Origin of the sequence: Arthrobacter sp. GMC3, from assembly GCF_002929305.1 — a bacterium.
Taxonomy (GTDB): Bacteria; Actinomycetota; Actinomycetes; order Actinomycetales; family Micrococcaceae; genus Specibacter.
Window position 1 is genome coordinate 403,056 of sequence record NZ_PJIO01000003.1, and the last position, 16,392, is coordinate 419,447.

At 61.9% G+C, this 16,392-nt stretch carries 17 protein-coding genes; 3 read left to right on the forward strand and 14 right to left on the reverse strand.

The window, feature by feature from the left end:
* Positions 1-2: 2 nt before the first annotated feature.
* The 7 genes from CXQ94_RS08095 to CXQ94_RS08125 all read right to left on the reverse strand — a co-directional run bounded on the left by CXQ94_RS08095 (position 3) and on the right by CXQ94_RS08125 (position 5,815).
* Positions 3-1,016: a PD40 domain-containing protein gene (locus tag CXQ94_RS08095; RefSeq protein ID WP_104088203.1), complete on the reverse strand. Its 1,014-nt coding sequence runs from the start codon at positions 1,014-1,016 to the stop codon at positions 3-5.
* The gene (locus tag CXQ94_RS08100) at positions 1,013-2,296 is read right to left on the reverse strand and encodes an MFS transporter (RefSeq protein WP_104088205.1); all 1,284 of its coding nucleotides are present in this window, start codon (positions 2,294-2,296) and stop codon (positions 1,013-1,015) included. Before CXQ94_RS08100 ends, CXQ94_RS08095 begins: the two co-directional genes overlap by 4 nt.
* An 11-nt stretch (positions 2,297-2,307) precedes the next feature.
* Positions 2,308-3,021: a hypothetical protein gene (locus tag CXQ94_RS08105; protein ID WP_146070253.1), complete on the reverse strand. Its 714-nt coding sequence runs from the start codon at positions 3,019-3,021 to the stop codon at positions 2,308-2,310.
* A 199-nt stretch (positions 3,022-3,220) separates the two neighbouring features.
* On the reverse strand, positions 3,221-4,204 hold the full coding sequence (gene mutM / locus CXQ94_RS08110; RefSeq protein WP_104088210.1) for a bifunctional DNA-formamidopyrimidine glycosylase/DNA-(apurinic or apyrimidinic site) lyase: 984 nt from the start codon (positions 4,202-4,204) through the stop codon (positions 3,221-3,223).
* 2 nt (positions 4,205-4,206) lie between these two features.
* A complete protein-coding gene (gene rnc, locus CXQ94_RS08115; RefSeq protein WP_104088212.1) occupies positions 4,207-5,013 on the reverse strand; it encodes a ribonuclease III in 807 nt (268 codons plus the stop codon).
* A 61-nt stretch (positions 5,014-5,074) separates the two neighbouring features.
* Positions 5,075-5,278, reverse strand: coding sequence for a 50S ribosomal protein L32 (rpmF, locus tag CXQ94_RS08120; RefSeq protein WP_054011667.1), 204 nt, complete (start codon positions 5,276-5,278; stop codon positions 5,075-5,077).
* Positions 5,279-5,335: 57 nt separating this feature from the next.
* Positions 5,336-5,815 (reverse strand): DUF177 domain-containing protein, encoded by a 480-nt coding sequence (locus CXQ94_RS08125; protein ID WP_104088530.1) that lies wholly within the window; start codon positions 5,813-5,815, stop codon positions 5,336-5,338.
* A 336-nt stretch (positions 5,816-6,151) separates the two neighbouring features.
* Between CXQ94_RS08125 and CXQ94_RS08130 the strand changes: the two genes are divergently transcribed.
* Positions 6,152-6,868, forward strand: a complete 717-nt coding sequence (locus tag CXQ94_RS08130; RefSeq protein WP_181034125.1) for a hypothetical protein — start codon at positions 6,152-6,154, stop codon at positions 6,866-6,868.
* 111 nt (positions 6,869-6,979) lie between these two features.
* Here the strand turns inward: CXQ94_RS08130 and coaD are convergent, their stop codons facing one another.
* Positions 6,980-7,495 carry a pantetheine-phosphate adenylyltransferase gene (coaD, locus tag CXQ94_RS08135; RefSeq protein ID WP_104088218.1) on the reverse strand — a complete coding sequence of 172 codons (516 nt, stop codon included), beginning with the start codon at positions 7,493-7,495 and terminating at the stop codon, positions 6,980-6,982.
* 205 nt (positions 7,496-7,700) lie between these two features.
* Here coaD and CXQ94_RS08140 point away from each other — a divergent pair, with 205 nt between their 5' ends.
* Positions 7,701-8,897, forward strand: coding sequence for an aminotransferase class I/II-fold pyridoxal phosphate-dependent enzyme (locus CXQ94_RS08140; protein WP_104088220.1), 1,197 nt, complete (start codon positions 7,701-7,703; stop codon positions 8,895-8,897).
* Positions 8,897-9,670 (forward strand): spermidine synthase, encoded by a 774-nt coding sequence (locus tag CXQ94_RS08145; protein ID WP_181034126.1) that lies wholly within the window; start codon positions 8,897-8,899, stop codon positions 9,668-9,670. The genes CXQ94_RS08140 and CXQ94_RS08145 overlap by 1 nt, the downstream gene beginning before the upstream one ends.
* Here CXQ94_RS08145 and CXQ94_RS08150 read toward each other — a convergent pair.
* The 6 genes from CXQ94_RS08150 to CXQ94_RS08175 form a co-directional block, all read right to left on the reverse strand.
* Positions 9,667-10,695 (reverse strand): Gfo/Idh/MocA family protein, encoded by a 1,029-nt coding sequence (locus tag CXQ94_RS08150; RefSeq protein ID WP_104088223.1) that lies wholly within the window; start codon positions 10,693-10,695, stop codon positions 9,667-9,669. The two genes, CXQ94_RS08145 and CXQ94_RS08150, sit on opposite strands and share 4 nt — an antisense overlap.
* Before the next feature lie 77 nt (positions 10,696-10,772).
* A complete protein-coding gene (locus tag CXQ94_RS08155) occupies positions 10,773-11,015 on the reverse strand; it encodes a hypothetical protein (RefSeq protein ID WP_104088226.1) in 243 nt (80 codons plus the stop codon).
* Positions 11,008-12,411 (reverse strand): flotillin family protein, encoded by a 1,404-nt coding sequence (locus CXQ94_RS08160; RefSeq protein ID WP_104088229.1) that lies wholly within the window; start codon positions 12,409-12,411, stop codon positions 11,008-11,010. Before CXQ94_RS08160 ends, CXQ94_RS08155 begins: the two co-directional genes overlap by 8 nt.
* A 200-nt stretch (positions 12,412-12,611) precedes the next feature.
* Positions 12,612-13,196 carry a 16S rRNA (guanine(966)-N(2))-methyltransferase RsmD gene (gene rsmD / locus CXQ94_RS08165; RefSeq protein WP_104088231.1) on the reverse strand — a complete coding sequence of 195 codons (585 nt, stop codon included), beginning with the start codon at positions 13,194-13,196 and terminating at the stop codon, positions 12,612-12,614.
* A 27-nt stretch (positions 13,197-13,223) separates the two neighbouring features.
* Positions 13,224-15,452 carry an ATP-dependent DNA helicase RecG gene (locus CXQ94_RS08170; RefSeq protein ID WP_104088234.1) on the reverse strand — a complete coding sequence of 743 codons (2,229 nt, stop codon included), beginning with the start codon at positions 15,450-15,452 and terminating at the stop codon, positions 13,224-13,226.
* Entirely contained in the window at positions 15,439-16,377 is a 939-nt protein-coding gene (locus CXQ94_RS08175) for a DAK2 domain-containing protein (RefSeq protein WP_258066852.1), read from the reverse strand. The genes CXQ94_RS08170 and CXQ94_RS08175 overlap by 14 nt, the downstream gene beginning before the upstream one ends.
* Positions 16,378-16,392: the final 15 nt, after the last annotated feature.

A 16,392-nucleotide genomic window follows, 5' to 3' on the forward strand; every position in this document is an offset into this window, starting at 1 on the left:
CCTCACCTCACCACCGACGGCGACCAGGCGTGTTCGATGAAAAGTTGGGGAACTGCGCCAGCTGTTGTTGCCACCGACCAGACGTCCTCGTCGCCCACTGCGCCTTCGCGCGGTATACCGTAGAGCAGTGTTGAATCATCGAGCCATTCCGCTTGGTCATCCACGCTGCGCGGCTGCACCAACACCGTTTCGTTGTTGGTCGCTAGATCCAGCACGGCCAGATTCCAATACGGCGTGGGACCTGGCTTCAGGTTCTTCTTGTAGGCGATCTTCGTCCCATCTGGAGAAATCGACGGACATTCAGCGTTTTCCCGCACCGATGTCAAGGTTCGCTTGGCCAAATCGCCTTTCACCAGCCATGTCTTGTCGCCGGAGGCTGCCGTGGCATAAAAAGTGTTCGGATCCTTGGCGAACGTGACACCCCACAGATTCCTGTCCACAGGGGCAATCGGCTTTCCATCTATGAGAAGGGTGAAGTCTTCAAGATTGCCGATGCTGGGACCGTCGGTTCGTGAAATCACGGTGGCCGTGGAAAAGTTGGCAGGCGCGTAGGCGTGACCCATGACAAAAACTGTGGATGCGAATAGTTTTCCGTCTGGAGATACCCGGACACGGCTGGGATTGCCGGGCAGCGGCTGTTCCTGCACCTGTTGCCACTGGGCGTTGAATTCGACGGCCTCGAAAGTCGTCGCTATGCCGGCGTTGGTGCGCAGGCACAATTGGGTTCCGGCCGACGAATAGACCCGGTCGCAGGCTATGTTGGTGACGCTCCGAACTCCCTGCGGATTATCCAGTGGAACTGAGGCGACATGCCCATACCCGCTTCCGGTGGCAGTATTACGGAACAGTACATGAGGGCCGGCCGGTAGGACGGCAGTCTTTTCCACGGCGACCCCGGGAGCCTGGTTTTGACGTTGCTGGTATTGCCCGAAGGACCAGGCCGCGTAGGCGACCGCACCACCAAGCACAAGAAGGGTGATGACGGATAACCAGATCCAGCGGATCCGCGCGCTCACGCGGCGTCCACCGTGTTCGACGTCGTTATGCCCCGCACAATGACCAAGCCGCCAACAAGTGCTGCGGCCAGAGCTACCGCTGCAAAGACGATGGCTTGTTCACGGCCAAACATGAACCACAGCACGCCAAAACCGAGGGAGGCAAAGAAGCGGGATCCAGCTACTACTGTCTGCGCTGCAGCAATACCGCTGGCACGGCTTGCAATGGGAGAAAACTGGCCAGCCAAGGCGGCCAAAACACCATCAGTTGCTGCATAAAACACGCCCAGCAATAGCAGGCATGCCACGGTGAACGCTGCTCCGGTGGCTGGCAAGGCAGCACATAGATATGCGGCAAGCAGTGCCCCGTGTCCGGCAATAAACACCCTCATGCGCCCCCACTTGTCGGCTAGGCGCCCCAGCGGAATAGCGAGCACTAAGTACGCGACGTTGGTGCCAACGTAGAGCAACGGAAACCAGGTGGCGGCGAACGAGGCACGACTTTGCAGTACTAAATAGATGAATCCGTCGCCGATTGTCAACAAGCCCAGGATCCCGGCTAGTAGTAAGAGACGACGCATGTTGGGGTTATTCAATTCCCTCCACCGAAACGCCGCCCTCGGTGTGCTCGGCGCAGCAAGTTCAAGTTTGGCTTTCGCCGCAGCTCGCTGCTTGCGGCCCGGGACCATAAGCCCAAGGACAGCCAGACCAAGGATGCCGCAGGCAAAAGACACCACAAAGACCGTGTGATAGCCGTTGGGGATCAGCAACAGGACAATGAAGGCAAGCAGGGGCCCGATCGTGGCACCAACAGTATCCAACATCCTGTGGACCCCAAAGGATCGCGCGAGGTGTTCCGGTTGCGCAACCTCAGTGATCAACGCATCCCGGGGCGCGGTACGGATACCCTTGCCAATCCGGTCCACAGCAATGATTGCCGTAATGGCGGCAAATCCTGATGCGAGCAGCAACCACGCCCGGGTAAGAGTGGACAAGCCATAACCGACGAAAGCGATCAGCTTGTGCCGATCAGATTTATCCGCCGTCCACCCCGCACCAATGCGCACGATCGCGGAAATACCTTGGTTGATGCCATCAAGGAACCCGTAGGCAACCATAGAGAGCCCCAATACTCCCGTTATGTAAATTGGAAGCACGGCTGCGACGGATTCTGAGGAAATGTCGGTGAACATGCTCACGATGCCCAGCGAGATGATAATGGGGGAAACCTTAAACGGCGGGCTAGTACGAATTGCTTCATCGGACTTGCCGCCACTGCGGTCGGAGAAGGAGAGGTACATTGAGCGGCTACCTATTTCCCTGCGTGCAGCACGCCATAGACAATGTATGAGGCACCGCCCTGGACGGGCGTAATGGTCAAGGTAATCTTGTCCGAACCTCGGGTGAACCACGTCGCCGTTGACCCAGCCGAGGCGGGTGCGTCAGCTGTGCCAAATCCCAGCGGGGCAAAGTGCGCTTGGTAGTAGGCCTTCACCGCCAGAGGTTCACTGGCCGTGCTTGCCACGAGGCTGGTTTGCAGAATTGTCCCTTGCGGACTCACGGAGCTGCTGGTGAGTTTCGAGCCGTCCATGGGTGGCAACGCCGCTTCCGGATAGCCAGCTGCCAGCTTCCCAACAGCGTCTGCGCTCGCGGGCAATGGTTCAGAAACCAGCGCCGTCTGCGGCGCAGAGGTGGGCAGGACCAGCTGTGTTGATTGCGGGGCCGGGGTGTTTACTTCCAGCGGCTTGGCGGGATCAGCACTCTGGGCTGGGGCGCCCTGTTTGCCCGATGAGGGAGCGGTGGCTGGCGAGCCTGCCGCTTCACCAGAACCGGCCTTCGTTGTCGGACTCTGTCCACCACCCGAATCCGTGCTAGCGGGGGTTGATCCGGCCGAACTACCTGACGTCGAGCCCTGCTGAGCCTGTTCCCCCGGCGCATTCCCTGGCATCAGATTCAAAACAATGGCGAAAGCAATCACCAATGCTGCCAGCCCCAGTCCTAGGAACACCAAACGTCGAGGTTTCATTGCGTCCCCAAGTCTTCTCGGCCACGCCCACACCGTGAGGAGCGCCACGTCCTTGCTAGCAAAGCTTATCGCGACACGTGTCTCCTGCCCATAAATCCGCGCAACAAAATGGCATCAAATTTACCTATGCGATAGCAAACTTACGCATACCTCGGCTGGCTTTTCGCCGGGCGGTGGACTGAGGATCCGACGCCTACGGCTAGAGTCGGGCGTTGCGCGGTTTCGGCTGGCACACGGGGCAGCTGTAGGAGGAGCGGTTCATGAATGTGTCCCGTCGGATCCGGGTAGTCAGGCCCACGGCTGCACAGCGCAGGCACGGTTCACCCTCGCGTCCATAGGCGTTCAAGGAACGGGAAAAATAGCCCGAGGCGCCATTGACGTTGACATACAGGGAGTCAAAGCTGGTGCCGCCAGCATCCAGCGCCCTGGACATGACGTCGTGGGCTGCATGGATGATCCGCTCCGTTTCGGGCAGGCGCAAGGTGTCCGTAGGCCTGGCATAGTGCATCTTGGCCGCCCAGAGGGCCTCGTCCGCGTAGATGTTCCCAATGCCCGAAACCAGCCCCTGATCAAGCAATGCACGTTTGAGTCCCGTCTTGCGGGCGCGCAACTTCTTGTGCAAGGCCTCGACGGAAAAGTGGGGATCCAATGGGTCCCGGCCAATATGTGCGGCCTCGTCGGGGATCAGGGCCCACGGAGCGGATTCGGCACCGCTCACGGCGGTTGCGGAGGGCGCCATCGAACAACCCCCGGGTAGCCCGTCCGCCGTCGGCACCAGTGCGGTGACGAACAAGCCACCGAAGATTCGCTGGTCAATAAAGCGCAGTTCCTCGGGCGCGTCTGGACGGGGTGAAAAGGACAGCCGAACCTTCAGGTGCTTTTCGTGGGGCTGGTCCGGGGATTCCACCAGCAACTGCCCGCTCATGCCCAGATGGGCCACCAAGGCCGTGTGCGGCGGTTCGGGGGAAGACGGCGAATCGCTCAGCGGCATCCACAGGAACTTGCCGCGCCGGACCACATCAAGAACAGTTGTCCCCACAAGGTTGCCACGAAAATCTTCAGTGCCCAACGCGTGCCGGCGGATAGAGCGGGGATCGGGCACCGAGACATCGGTAATGACGCGCCCCGCGATCCATCGTTCAAGACCGCGCCGGACCACTTCTACCTCGGGAAGTTCGGGCATCGCTAGGCTGGTGTCTCGCTGGATGCCGCGGAAGGGACAGCCGGGGGCCGTGAGCCGGGGGAGGCTCCGACGTCGTGCTTTGAAGTCTTAGAAGTGTTGAAACGCTCTTCGAGCACCAGCCAGCCGGCGGCGGCAGCGGCACGCTCGGCCTCCTTCTTGGACGGACCAGTGCCGGTCCCAAAGAAGTTTCCGCCAATCATCAGACGGGCTGTGAAGGACCTGTCGTGATCGGGGCCAACGCCGGTAATTTCATAGACGATGGAGCCAAGACGGCGGGCGGCAGCGATTTCCTGGATGTTGGTTTTCCAGTCGGTTCCGGCACCAAGGACGTCCGCGTCGGCCAGCAGCGGACCCACAAGACGCATAACAAGTTCCCGCGCGGTTTCGATTCCGTGGGTGAGGTAGGTGGCTCCGATGAGCGCTTCCATGGTGTCGGCCAGGATGGAGGATTTGTTCCGGCCCTTGGTGAGCCGCTCCCCCTGCCCGAGGTAGATGAATTCCCCCACGCCGAGCTCGCGGGCTATGCCAGCCAAGGCGCGGGTGGAGACCACCGCGGCCCGGCGTTTGGCCAGATCGCCCTCGGGAAGAGTTGGATTGTCCCTGTACAGCGCGTCCGTGACGGAGAACCCCAGGATGGAGTCTCCGAGGAACTCAAGTCGCTCGTTGGTAGGGATGCCGCCGTTTTCATACGCGTAAGAGCGATGTGTCAGGGCAAGACGAAGCGTCCCGGCATCAATACTGACACCGAGACGCTTCAAAAGCTGAAGATGCCCGTCCTCGAGCTTCGAAGTTTGAAGATCAGAGGACATGAGCAGCTCCTGCAAAAATATTAATATCTAAACGAACGGACCTGTTGGCCGAACGGACGTCTTAGACGTCAGCAACCTTACGGCCCTTGTATTCCAAGAACAGTGCGGTACCGGCTGAGTCGGTAACGACCTTGGCCTGGTGCGGCAGGCTGTAAACAACCTCGCCGTTTTCGATGGTCTTCACCAGAGCAGGCGCGGTGGCCTTCCACTGGGAACGGCGTGCGCGCGTATTGGCACGGGACATCTTCCGCTTGGGAACAGCCACGGCAAACTCTTTTCTCTCGATAACTTATGGGCTCGTGCCCGTAAGTAAAACTTTTTGCTAGTCTTCTTCGCCGGTAAAGCCCTGTAGGGCAGCCCACCGAGGATCTGAGACCTCGTGGTGGTGCCCCGGCTCATCTGCAAGGTGTATTCCACATTCGGAACACAGACCCTCACAGTCTTCCCGGCACACCGGCTGGAACGGCAGGGCGGTTACCACTGCGTCCCGCAACACCGGTTCAAGATCGATAGAATCGTGCTCGACCCAACGTTGCTGATCTTCTTCTTGTTCAAGGAAGTCCGCGGGCGGTTCCTCGTAGAAGAAAAGTTCTTGCACATCAACTTCAAGTTCATCCTCGAAGGTTTCCAAGCATCGGGAGCATTCGCCTGTCACTTCGACAAGCACACTACCCGAGACCAAGATACCTTCATGGACTGACTCAAAACGGAGTTCCAGATCCAATTCGGTTCCGGGCGTCACGCTGATGAGCGGGGTACCAAACTGCTCTGGTACAGGTATACGTTCAACGAAGGAGCGCATGTTGCCCGGGCTTCGCCCAAGCTCCCTGATACCAATGGTAAGGGGCGTGCCATGGTTGGACTTGTTGCCCAACGTGGTTGCGCTAATGAGAACTCCTGAGTGAACATATGACCGACGCACTATCTTAGCCCGAATAATCACAGGCTTCAAAACGAGCGGTACCAAAGCCAATTCGGCCTTAGTCAGTCTACGACAGTTAGCACTTGATCGTCGACTCCATCGCGCCGGGTTGCAGGTGATGTAACTCTCATGGCGTACGACGGCGGCGGCCCCCTTGCACTTTTGCCTGCCGGAGGGCCCCTATGCGGGCGCAGGGATTCCCAGCATAGTGGGTTTATGAGGCTTCCCGTGTTCGTCCCCGAGTGGCAAATTGGCTCCCGCGACATTGCCGAGCCCAGCGTGGGAGCACCCTTCCGCCAGGTGTTGATCTTTTACACTGACGACAGTAACCCTGCGGCCCACTATGGCTGCTTTGGGCAGGAAATCACCTTTGCAGCCCTGGCAATCCCACTGACCGAACACCCCGGTGGTGTGATGGGCGCTTTTCCGACCGAACTTCGCTGCGCGGACTTCTCCCTGTATTGGGATGCACCTCATCCTGTCAACGGAGAGGACACTTTCACGGGGATCGTCACCACCAACGGCGACGGTGCGGCACCGGCGGGTTTCCCCAAGGCCCACGGGAGCGTGTATTCCTTGGCCATGGCGTCGCTGCTCTACGCGAGCGCATACGCCGGCAGCCGGGCCTGGGCGCCTGCTCCCGGCAGGCAGCAGAGATTCCGTTCCGTAGACAGTTATCCCCCGTGGCGTCCTTCCGCGGATTCGCTGGCATCGCCGCAGTGGAAGGTCACCGGCGTCGTGGTTACCCTCGACACAGCGGTCCTACCGGATGTGAATAAGTCGGCCGCCAGCAATTCCCGGGTCGTTGAAGTTGCCGAACCAGCCATACCCACGGCTTCCACCGCGGAACCGGGCGTCGGCTGGTTCGCTTATGCCCCCTTGGCTAGGGCAATATTCCGGCCAAATCCACCCGAGGGTCAGACCGACGGCTGACGCGCGTCCTCTTATGCGCCGCCGTCGTCACGGGCGCGGAGCAGAACATTGTCATGCGCCGCCGTCGGCATGAGCGTGGCGCATAACAGGACAGCGCTGCGGTGTGAGACGCTAACGTTTCGGCGGGACTATCTGGACGGGTCGGGTGTCCGGTCCCACGTCCCCTTGCAGGCGCCGGAGCACCGCGCGAGGGACAAAATCGGAGACGTCCCCGCCCAGGGTGTGCACTTCCTTGATCAGGGTAGAGGACAGGTGTAGGTAGCGGCTGTCCCCCGGCAGGAAAACGGTCTCCACGCCCGAAAGCTGACGGTTCATGGTGGCCATCGGCAGCTCGTAATCAAAATCTGAGGATGACCGCAACCCCTTCACGATGGCGGAGACCCCGCGTGCGTGGCAGTAGTCGGTGAGCAGCCCCTCACCCATTGCCTCAACGGTGATCCCCGACAGTGCGGCGAAGGTGGTTCTGGCCATTTCCAGGCGCTCGTTCAAGGAGAACCGGTACTTCTTGGCATAGTTGGTGGAAATCGCCACGATGACCTCGTCAAAAAGACCGGAGGCTCGGGTAATCACCTCAATGTGTCCCTTGTGGATGGGGTCGAATGATCCTGGGCATACCGCGCGTCGCATACTCACGAATCTAACCGATCATTTGCCGCCCATGCGGCTGTTTTGGGGTATGTCACTCATGTTCCAAGGTGTACTGGCGGGTAACTGCCCTTCTGGCTAGGGCCAGGCGGTGGTGGCCGGTAACGTATTGACGGTCGGCAACGGCATGGATCAACTCACCGCACGCTTGGCATGGCCCAAGCGCTTGGTTCTCTAAGGAGCAGTAATGTCCCACCCGTGGCAACGTACCGCCAAAGGTGCCAACTTGTTGGGGCCGGATGGCTCCCTGGCCGTCACCATTTTTGAGGAAATCACCACGCTGGCCAACCGCCACAACGCCATCAACTTAGGGCAGGGCTTCCCCGACGAGGACGGACCGGCCGAGCTGAGCCGCATCGCACAGCGGGCCATTGCCGACGGCCACAACCAATACGCGCCGGGCAAAGGGATCCTTGACCTGCGGCAGGCCGTGTCCGAACACCAAGAACGCTTCTATGGGCTGACGCCGGACCCCGAATCCGAGGTCATCATCAGCACCGGTGCCACCGAGGCCATCGCCTCGGCCATCCTGTCGCTAACCGATGTTGGCGACGAGGTACTTACCTTTGAGCCGTTCTATGATTCTTACGGCGCCATGATCGGCCTCAGCGGGGCCACCCACACCACCGCTCCCCTGCTGGCTCCGGACTTCATGCCGGATCTGGCGACGCTGGAAAACAGCTTCAGTCCGCGCACCAAAATGGTCATCATCAACAACCCGCATAACCCCACCGGCGCCGTTTTCCCGGTTGAGGTCCTGCGCGAAGTGGTTCGCCTGGCCACCAAGTACGACGCCGTTATCCTCACCGACGAGGTCTACGAACACCTCACCTTTGGTGTCCGCCATATCCCTATCGCCACTCTGCCCGGGGCCGCGGAACGCACCCTGACCATTTCCTCCGCTGGCAAGACATTTTCCTTCACCGGCTGGAAGATCGGCTGGCTCTCGGGACCGGCCGAGCTCGTGGCCGCGGCCCGGACAGTCAAGCAGTTCCTGAGCTATTCCTCGGGCACGCCGTTCCAGACCGCCATTGCCGCCGGACTGCGCATGGAGCAGAGCTTCTTCACGGAGACAGCGAAAACACTGCAACGCAAGCGCGACATTCTCAGTGAGGGCCTGCGCGCCGCCGGCCTAGACGTGCTCACTCCGCAAGGAACCTACTTCGTCAACGTCGACACCGCCCGTTTGGGTATCACCGACGCCACGGCGCTGGCACGGCGACTGCCGGAATTGATTGGTGTCGCAGCCATCCCGGTCCCGGTCTTTTGCCATCCGGAAGGCGCCCACAGAACCCGGTCATTGCTCCGGTTCGCCTTCTGCAAAAAGGTTTCACTCCTGGAAGAGGCCGCGGAACGGCTCGCAACACTGCAGGACAAACTCTGATGGCGCTGGCCAGCAGGTTTCTGCGGACTAGCGGTGTCCACGCCACCATCGATCCGGATCCGTGGCACGATGACGCCTTTGTCTTGAGCATTGACAACGCCGAGCAGTCACAGGTAAACGTGGCCCACCCCGAGGACGTTTTCTACGAGTATCTTCGCCGAATCGCCAACACCGTGGACCTTCTCAAGCCTGCCGGCGAGCCCATCACAGCCCTGCACCTGGGCGCGGGGGCCCTGACCCTGGCCCGTTACATTCAAGCAACCCGGCCGGGGTCCATCCAGCACGCCGTGGAACTGGAGCGCGAACTGCTCGACTTCGTGCTCGAACACCTGCCCATGCCGTCCGGCACACTGCTGAGCAGCCATGTGGGTGACGCCCGCGAAGCCCTGGGCGAGCTTCCCTCGGGACTCAAGTTCGACGTCGTTATTCTGGACATTTTCAGCGGACCCGACGCGCCTGCCCACTTGGCGTGTGCCGACTTTTACCGTGAGGCCGCGGCCGTGCTGGCACCTGGGGGGATCCTGGCCGTCAACGTTGGCGACGAGCCCGGTTTCACACTCGTCACGAGCCAAACTCTCGCTCTGCAGCAGGCCATGGCCCATGTGGCGGCTTACGGGACCAGCAACCTATTCACCCGCAGGTTTCCGGGCAATATTATCCTGCTGGGCAGTGCCGAACCCTGGGCACAGGGCTGGAAGCAGTCGCTGCTGGCGGCCGGACCCCACCCGGCCACGGTGCTGACTGGGGTGGAACTGGACGAACTGACCCGTTAGCTGCCACCCTCCAGGAGTGCCAGGACAGTAGCCGCCGAAAAGTCCACGACCTGCCCGGTCCTGATGGATTCGGCGGCTGCCTCGGCTAGGGCTACTGCCATGACGCCGTCCAACGGGCCGACCCGGGCATGCTCCCCCGACACCCTCGCCGCGGCAAATTCCGCGTTTTGCAGGGTGTACGGACTATTGGCAGGTGTCAGCTCGGGCAGATAACCGGCAGGCTCCGCGGGGTCAGGGGCATCACCGGCCGGGTCCGGCGAGGCGTAGATGATGGTGCCATCGTGGGCCTCCACAACGATGCTGGTGCTGAATGCCTGCGCGTCTGGCCCCCATTCGCCCTGCAAGTGGCTGAGGGCACCATTCTGATGCATGAGGACAACTCGTGCCGTGACGGGGCGCGGCACCATCCCGTCAATGCTCGGCGGATCCTGGACGGCGTGGACCTTCTGGACGTCACCGGCCAACCATCGGGCCTGGTCGATGTCGTGGATCATTTGGTCACGGACGATCCCGCCGCCACGTTGCTCGTCGAAGAACCACGATCCCGCCGCTGGCGCAGCACTGCCACGGCTCAGGCGAAGAACCGCTGGCGAACCGGCCAGACCCAGATCTTGTTGGGCACGCTCGGCCAGCTGCTCATAGACGGCCACGTACTCGGGGAAGAAACGCACCACGTGGGCCGGAAAGAGCCGCACTCCAGCGGCACGGGCCGCGTTGGCAATCTCAGCCGCTCGGGCAGTGCTTTCCGCCAGTGGTTTCTCGCAGATCACGTCCTTGCCAGCCCCGATGGCCGCCATCGCGTAGGCGTAGTGGCTGGGTGTGGGCGTCAGGATGCTGACCATGTCTGAGCGGTCCAGCAGTTCCTGAAGCGACTGCGCCTCATCGACGCCGTAGTGGCGCACCAGTTCAGCGGCACCAGAGCGCGAATACACGCTGACTCTGGCGCCCAGTTGCTGCCAACCGGCGATATGCACGCCAGCAATACCGCCGGCACCAATGATGCCGACCCGAAGTTGCCCGGACATAGTTCCCCATCGTTACGCGATCGTGGATGTTCCCTGCCAGCATACTGTGACCGCACTCTCACGGCTCGCGATGGCGCTCACTCGTCGTGTTTGAGAAACTCCGGCATGGCTTCGACGTAGACCATCTGTGGCGCCTCAAAATACATCACTAGGACTCGCTCACCCACGGGATAGAAGCTCCGCCCGTCATAGGGCCGGGCCATGAACGCACTCGTTCCACCCTGAAAGGCCAGCATGACCTCGCCGAGGGTGTCCGGCCCGATCATGCCCGTGACGCGGCCGATCTTTCCCGTCAGGCTCCTGTCGAAATCCCTACGCATGGGGCGTTTCCGGAGGAAGCGGCGCGGACGTCTTGCCGTTCTTGAGCGCGTGCGTCAGGGCCGGAAGGTAGTTGCCCACCTGTGAGAGGATGCCACCCACCATGTTGTTGATTCCCTCACCACCGTTGAGCACCGTCAGTTGCCCCACATGGGCGAAGGGTTCCGCGGCAGCTGCCACAATGGCTGGCATGTTTTCGGCCAGTTGCTGGCTGATGACCGCCTCCTGGTTGGTTCCCAGCGCCTCGGCCCGGGCCTTGATACCTTCCGCCTCGGCCAGCGCCTTGGCCTTGATGGCCGACGCCGCGGCGTCACCACGTGCCTTGGTCGCAGCGGCCTCCGCCTCACCTGTGACCCTTGTGGCTCCGGCAGTAGCCGCGGCCGCCGTCGCATTGGCCTGCGCCTCAAGTTCGGTCTTACGGGCTCGGGCCTCGGCGGCACTAATGTCGGCTGCCTTTTGTGCCTCGGCCTCGGTCCTTTGGGCGTAGGCCTTCGCATCGGCCGGCTTGCGGACAGTGGTTTGCAGCTTTTGCTCCTCGCGGTCAGCCTCCAGCTTGGCCACCTGGGTTTCCTGCACCACCACCTGCTGGCGGGCGCTTGCGTCTGCCAACGGACCAGCCTGGGCGGCGTTGGCTTTGGCCGTTTCCGCATTTGCGCGTGCCGCCGATTGCCGGATCGCGGAGATGCTTTGCGCGTCGGCGATAAGCGAGGCCGCCTCGGCTTCCTTTTCTGCCGCTTCACGGTTTCTTGTTGCCTCGGCGATACGTGCCTCCATCACCACCTGGGCGATATGGGGTTTCGCCAGGTTCTGGATGTAGCCGGTGGGATCTTCCAGATCCTTGATCTGCAGGGAATCGACCACCAACCCCAGTTTCTCCATTTCAATGCCACTGGCACTGCGCACCTGGGAGGCGAGCTTGTCGCGTTCGCGAATAATTTCTTCCACCGTCATGCTGCCGATGATGGAGCGCAGGTGGCCCTCAAAGACGTTGTAGACCTGGCTTTCCATCTTTGGCTGCTGCCCCAGGAACCGCCGGGCGGCGTTGGCGATGAACGGCGTCGAGTCCCCAATCTTGAAGATGACAACACCCTGGACCACCACCTGAATACCCTGAGAGGTCACGCAGTTGACCTGCAGTTCGGTCTCGTTCAGTGTCAGGGACAGCGCTCGCACGGTTTGCAGGCCGGGGATGACGAAGGCACCCTTGCCGGTGACGATCTTGAAGTCCATGCCGTCCGTGGTGCCCACATTGCCGCGGGTGAACCCGGAGATGATCAGGGCTTCGTTAGGTTCGGCCACCTGCCACATCATTTTCACAGCGCCCCGGACCAGGAAAATGACGATCACCGCGGCAATGACCAAGACAATGAGCGGAATGAAAGGCGCTATGTATTGCATGACCTAAGTCCTTATCAAAGAAGAGGAATGGTCGTAGCGGTACACCCCTGCCCCATCCGGGACGATCTCAACGGCCTGATTATGAAGTTATGGAACACTGGTCCGGAACGCCCGCCACGCGGTGATTCCTATTTACTAAAATACTCGCCATTTCTTTGCGTGGACTGGGTATTCGGGTAGTAGTTCCCCGGGCAGTAGTGTCAGTTCTCGGAGGCTGCCGGCTCGGCGAACCAGAGCCGGGTCTCCCCGTACTTCTTCTCCGAGAGCAGTTCCAACGACGCCGGCCAGTCCGGTTCCGGCGTCCTGGCGGACCTTTCCACCACCACCACAGCGTAAGGGCTCAGGCGCGGGCCCAGCAGCTCAAGCACCAGGGCAAGCTCCTCCTGCGTGAGCGGGTAGGGCGGATCCATGAACACCAGATCCCAATGGTCCACACCGGCCTCGGCCACGCGGGCAAGGAACGATTCAACCTTGGAGCGCTGGACTTTCACAACCTTGGTGCCCAGTACCTTATTGACCAGCTCGGCATTGCGCTGGCAGACAGCGGCGGCCTTTTCGTTGAACTCAATCAGCTCCACCGACTTTGCCCCGCGGCTGGCGCTTTCAACGCCCAAGGATCCGGATCCGGCGTACAGGTCAAGCACCCGGGCATCGGCGATCATGTTCAAGGATTCGAGCCGGGAGAACAGTGCTTCCTTGACCCTGTCCGTGGTGGGGCGGGTTCCCTCTCCGGGTACGGAAACCAGGGGCATGCCACCGGCCGCTCCGGCAACAATCCGGCTCACAGCAGGGCCCCGCTCGTCCTGGATTCACTAGCCACGTTCAAGGAATGCCTCATTCTTCTCGGTCACGTACGTTTCAATTTCAAGTTTCAGAGCGGGGTGGAATTCAAGGAGCGGATCGGCACCGACAATCTCTGTAGCGTCCGCCCTGGCCCGTTCAATGAGGTCGCCGTCGCGCAACACACTGAGCATGCGCAACCCTGTCCGCCCGCCCGACTGCCTGGCGCCGAGAATGTCGCCCTCGCGCCGCAGTTCCAAATCCTCCCGCGCCAGCACAAACCCGTCAATTGTAGCGGCCACCGCGGCCAGGCGTTTCCGGCTTGGATGCCCCGGTTCAAGGCTTGTCACCAGCAGACACGTCCCGGGGTGTCCCCCGCGCCCCACGCGCCCGCGCAGCTGGTGCAATTGGGACATCCCAAACCTGTCGGCGTCCAAGATCACCATCAAGGTGGCATTGTGAACGTCTACGCCCACCTCGATCACCGTGGTGGAGACCAAAACGTCAATGTCACCGGCGGCAAACTCCGCCATGGTGCCCTGTTTGTCGCCCGTATCCAACCGCCCGTGCAGAGCCTGAATGCGGGTGCCCGCCAGGGCCGGGACACCGCGCAAATACTGGACGACGTCGAGTACCGCGGCCATGCTGCGCTCCTCGCCACTGCCCGGGGCGGGGCCTGGGCCGTGGTCCGGGCCGGGGCCTTCGCCTGGTTCCTCACCGATCTTGGGGCAGACAACGTAGACCTGGTGACCGGCGTCGACCTCTTCACGGGTGCGTTCCCAAACCCGCCCCTCCCAGCTGGGGTGCTCGGCCAGCGGGGCAACATGGGTGCTGATGGGGGCACGCCCGGCAGGCAGCTCGGTCAGCTCGGAAACTTCCAGGTCACCAAACACCGTCATGGCCACCGTACGCGGGATGGGGGTGGCCGTCATGACCAGCAGGTGCGGGGGTTTAAGCGCCTTGGAGCGCAGGGAGTCGCGCTGTTCCACACCAAATCTATGCTGCTCATCCACCACGATCAGGCCAAGGTCGGCAAATTGCACATGATCCGAGAGCAGCGCATGGGTTCCAATCACAATGCCTGCCTCACCGGATGCTGCGGCCAGCATGGCCTTCTTGCGGGCGGCCACCGGCAGCGATCCTGTGAGCAAGGTCAGTGCGGTGGCGTTCGGGCCGCCCAGCAGCGGCCCCGCGCCCAGGCTACCCAGCAGTGCCGAGATCGAGTGCAGGTGCTGTGCGGCGAGCACCTCGGTGGGTGCCAGGAACGCCGCCTGGCCGCCGGCGTCGATCACCTGGAGCATGGCACGCAGGGCGATCACCGTCTTCCCCGATCCCACCTCCCCCTGGAGGAGCCTGTGCATGGGGTGTCCGGCGGTTACCTCGGTGGCGATCAGATCGCCTATCTCGCGCTGACCGCCCGTGAGCGTGTAGGGAAGCTGGGCGTCGAACGCTTCCAACAGCCCGCCGTCGCGCAACGGCCGCCCGGTAGCATCCTGATGGACTGCCTCGAAGCGTTTCTGGGCCAGGGATGTCTGCAGCGCCAGTGCTTCCTGGTAGCGGAAGCGTTTCCTTGCGCGCGGAAAGTCCTCCATTGTTGTGGGCTTGTGGATGAGCTCGTAGGCCTCCCACAACGGCATGAGTTTTTCCCGTGCGGCAAACTTGGCCGGCACCGGATCTGGCACCCTTCCCAGATCCAGGGCCGGCAGGAGGGCACTGATGACGTCTTCGGTTTTCCAACTCGGGAACTTCGCCGTTGCCGGGTAGATGGGCACGGGTTTGGCGGCCTGCACCTCAACCTCGTGCTCGGCCAACTCGTCGTCAGGCAGCAGCACATAGCCTGGGTTGGTCAGGGACTTGCTGCCACCATAGAGGGAAACCTTGCCCGAAAACATGGCTAACACGCCGGGCTGGAGTTCCTTTTGGGCCTTGAAGCCGTTGAAGAAGCTGATTTTCAGCGACGACGGCCGTCCCGAATTGTCCGTAATGACAACGTCGCTGATGGTGCCCTTGCGGGTCTGCATGTACCGGGTGGACAGGCCTACCACCCGGGCCAGGATGGTAACCTCCTCGTCCACTGGCAGCTGGTTGAGGTCTGTGAGGTCCCCGCGGGCCAGGTAGCGGCGCGGGAACTGATGCAGCATCTCCCCGACCGTGCTGATCTCCAACGCCTTGGCCACAGACTTGGCAGTCGCAACACCCACCAGACGTGACAGTTCAAGGCTCAGGTCAGTATAGGCGTCGCTGGGGTCAGAGTAGGTCATGAGCGTCATTGGCGGCGTTGGGGCTCAGCGCGGAGATGCTCACATTGCTTGGATCACCCACGGCCTGGATGGCGTCAAGGGCAATGGCCGGGGACGGCACGTGGACGTGGATCCGCCAGGGGTACGCGCCGGTGGCATCAGCGGTTTCGGTGACTGCGCTCATGATGACCGAGTCGCCCAGCTCGTCCAGTTGCATCCGCAACCCGGCCGCCGCCAGCGGGGTCAGGTTCAGTGTGCACATGACTTCCACACCCAGCTGTTCCGGCATGGTCAGGGCAATGTTGGGGTCCTGAACTTTGTAGCCGGAGAGCCCGTCCAGCAATTCCTCATCCAGCGGCACGCCAAGAACCACTGACCGCAGGCAGTCCAGAATCAGCAACAACCCCACTCCCCCCGCATCCACCACGTGGGCGTCGGCCAGGACACCCAGCTGAGATTCGGTGAGCACCACGGCCTCGCGGGCGGCCTGCACCGCGGCGTCAAGGGTGAGGGCCAGCGCCTGATTGGAGTCGTCCCCGTTCAGGGACCCCTCCATGATCGAGGCTCCGCGCGCCGCCGCCTCCAGGACGGACAAGATGGTGCCGGGAACTGGCTCGCTCAAGGCGCTCCAGGACCGAAGTTGGGCCCGTTGCAGGGCTGCGGCCAGCAACGGCGCACTGAGTCGCGATTGACCGGCCAGGGGTTCGGCCAAGGCTGAGAGGAATACGGAGAACAGGGTGCCCGAGTTTCCGCGTGCCTGCTCCATGGCGGCGCGGCCGGCGGCGGCCATGGTGGCGCCGACGTCGCAAGGCTCAATGTCAGCCAACGCCTGCGACGCCGACCTGACGGTGAGGTAAAGGTTTGTTCCCGTGTCAGCGTCCGCCACGGGGTAGATGTTGATGGCGTTAAGCCTGTCGCTGTGATTGGCAAGGGTCTGTTCTGCCATGGCGAGCCATCGGCG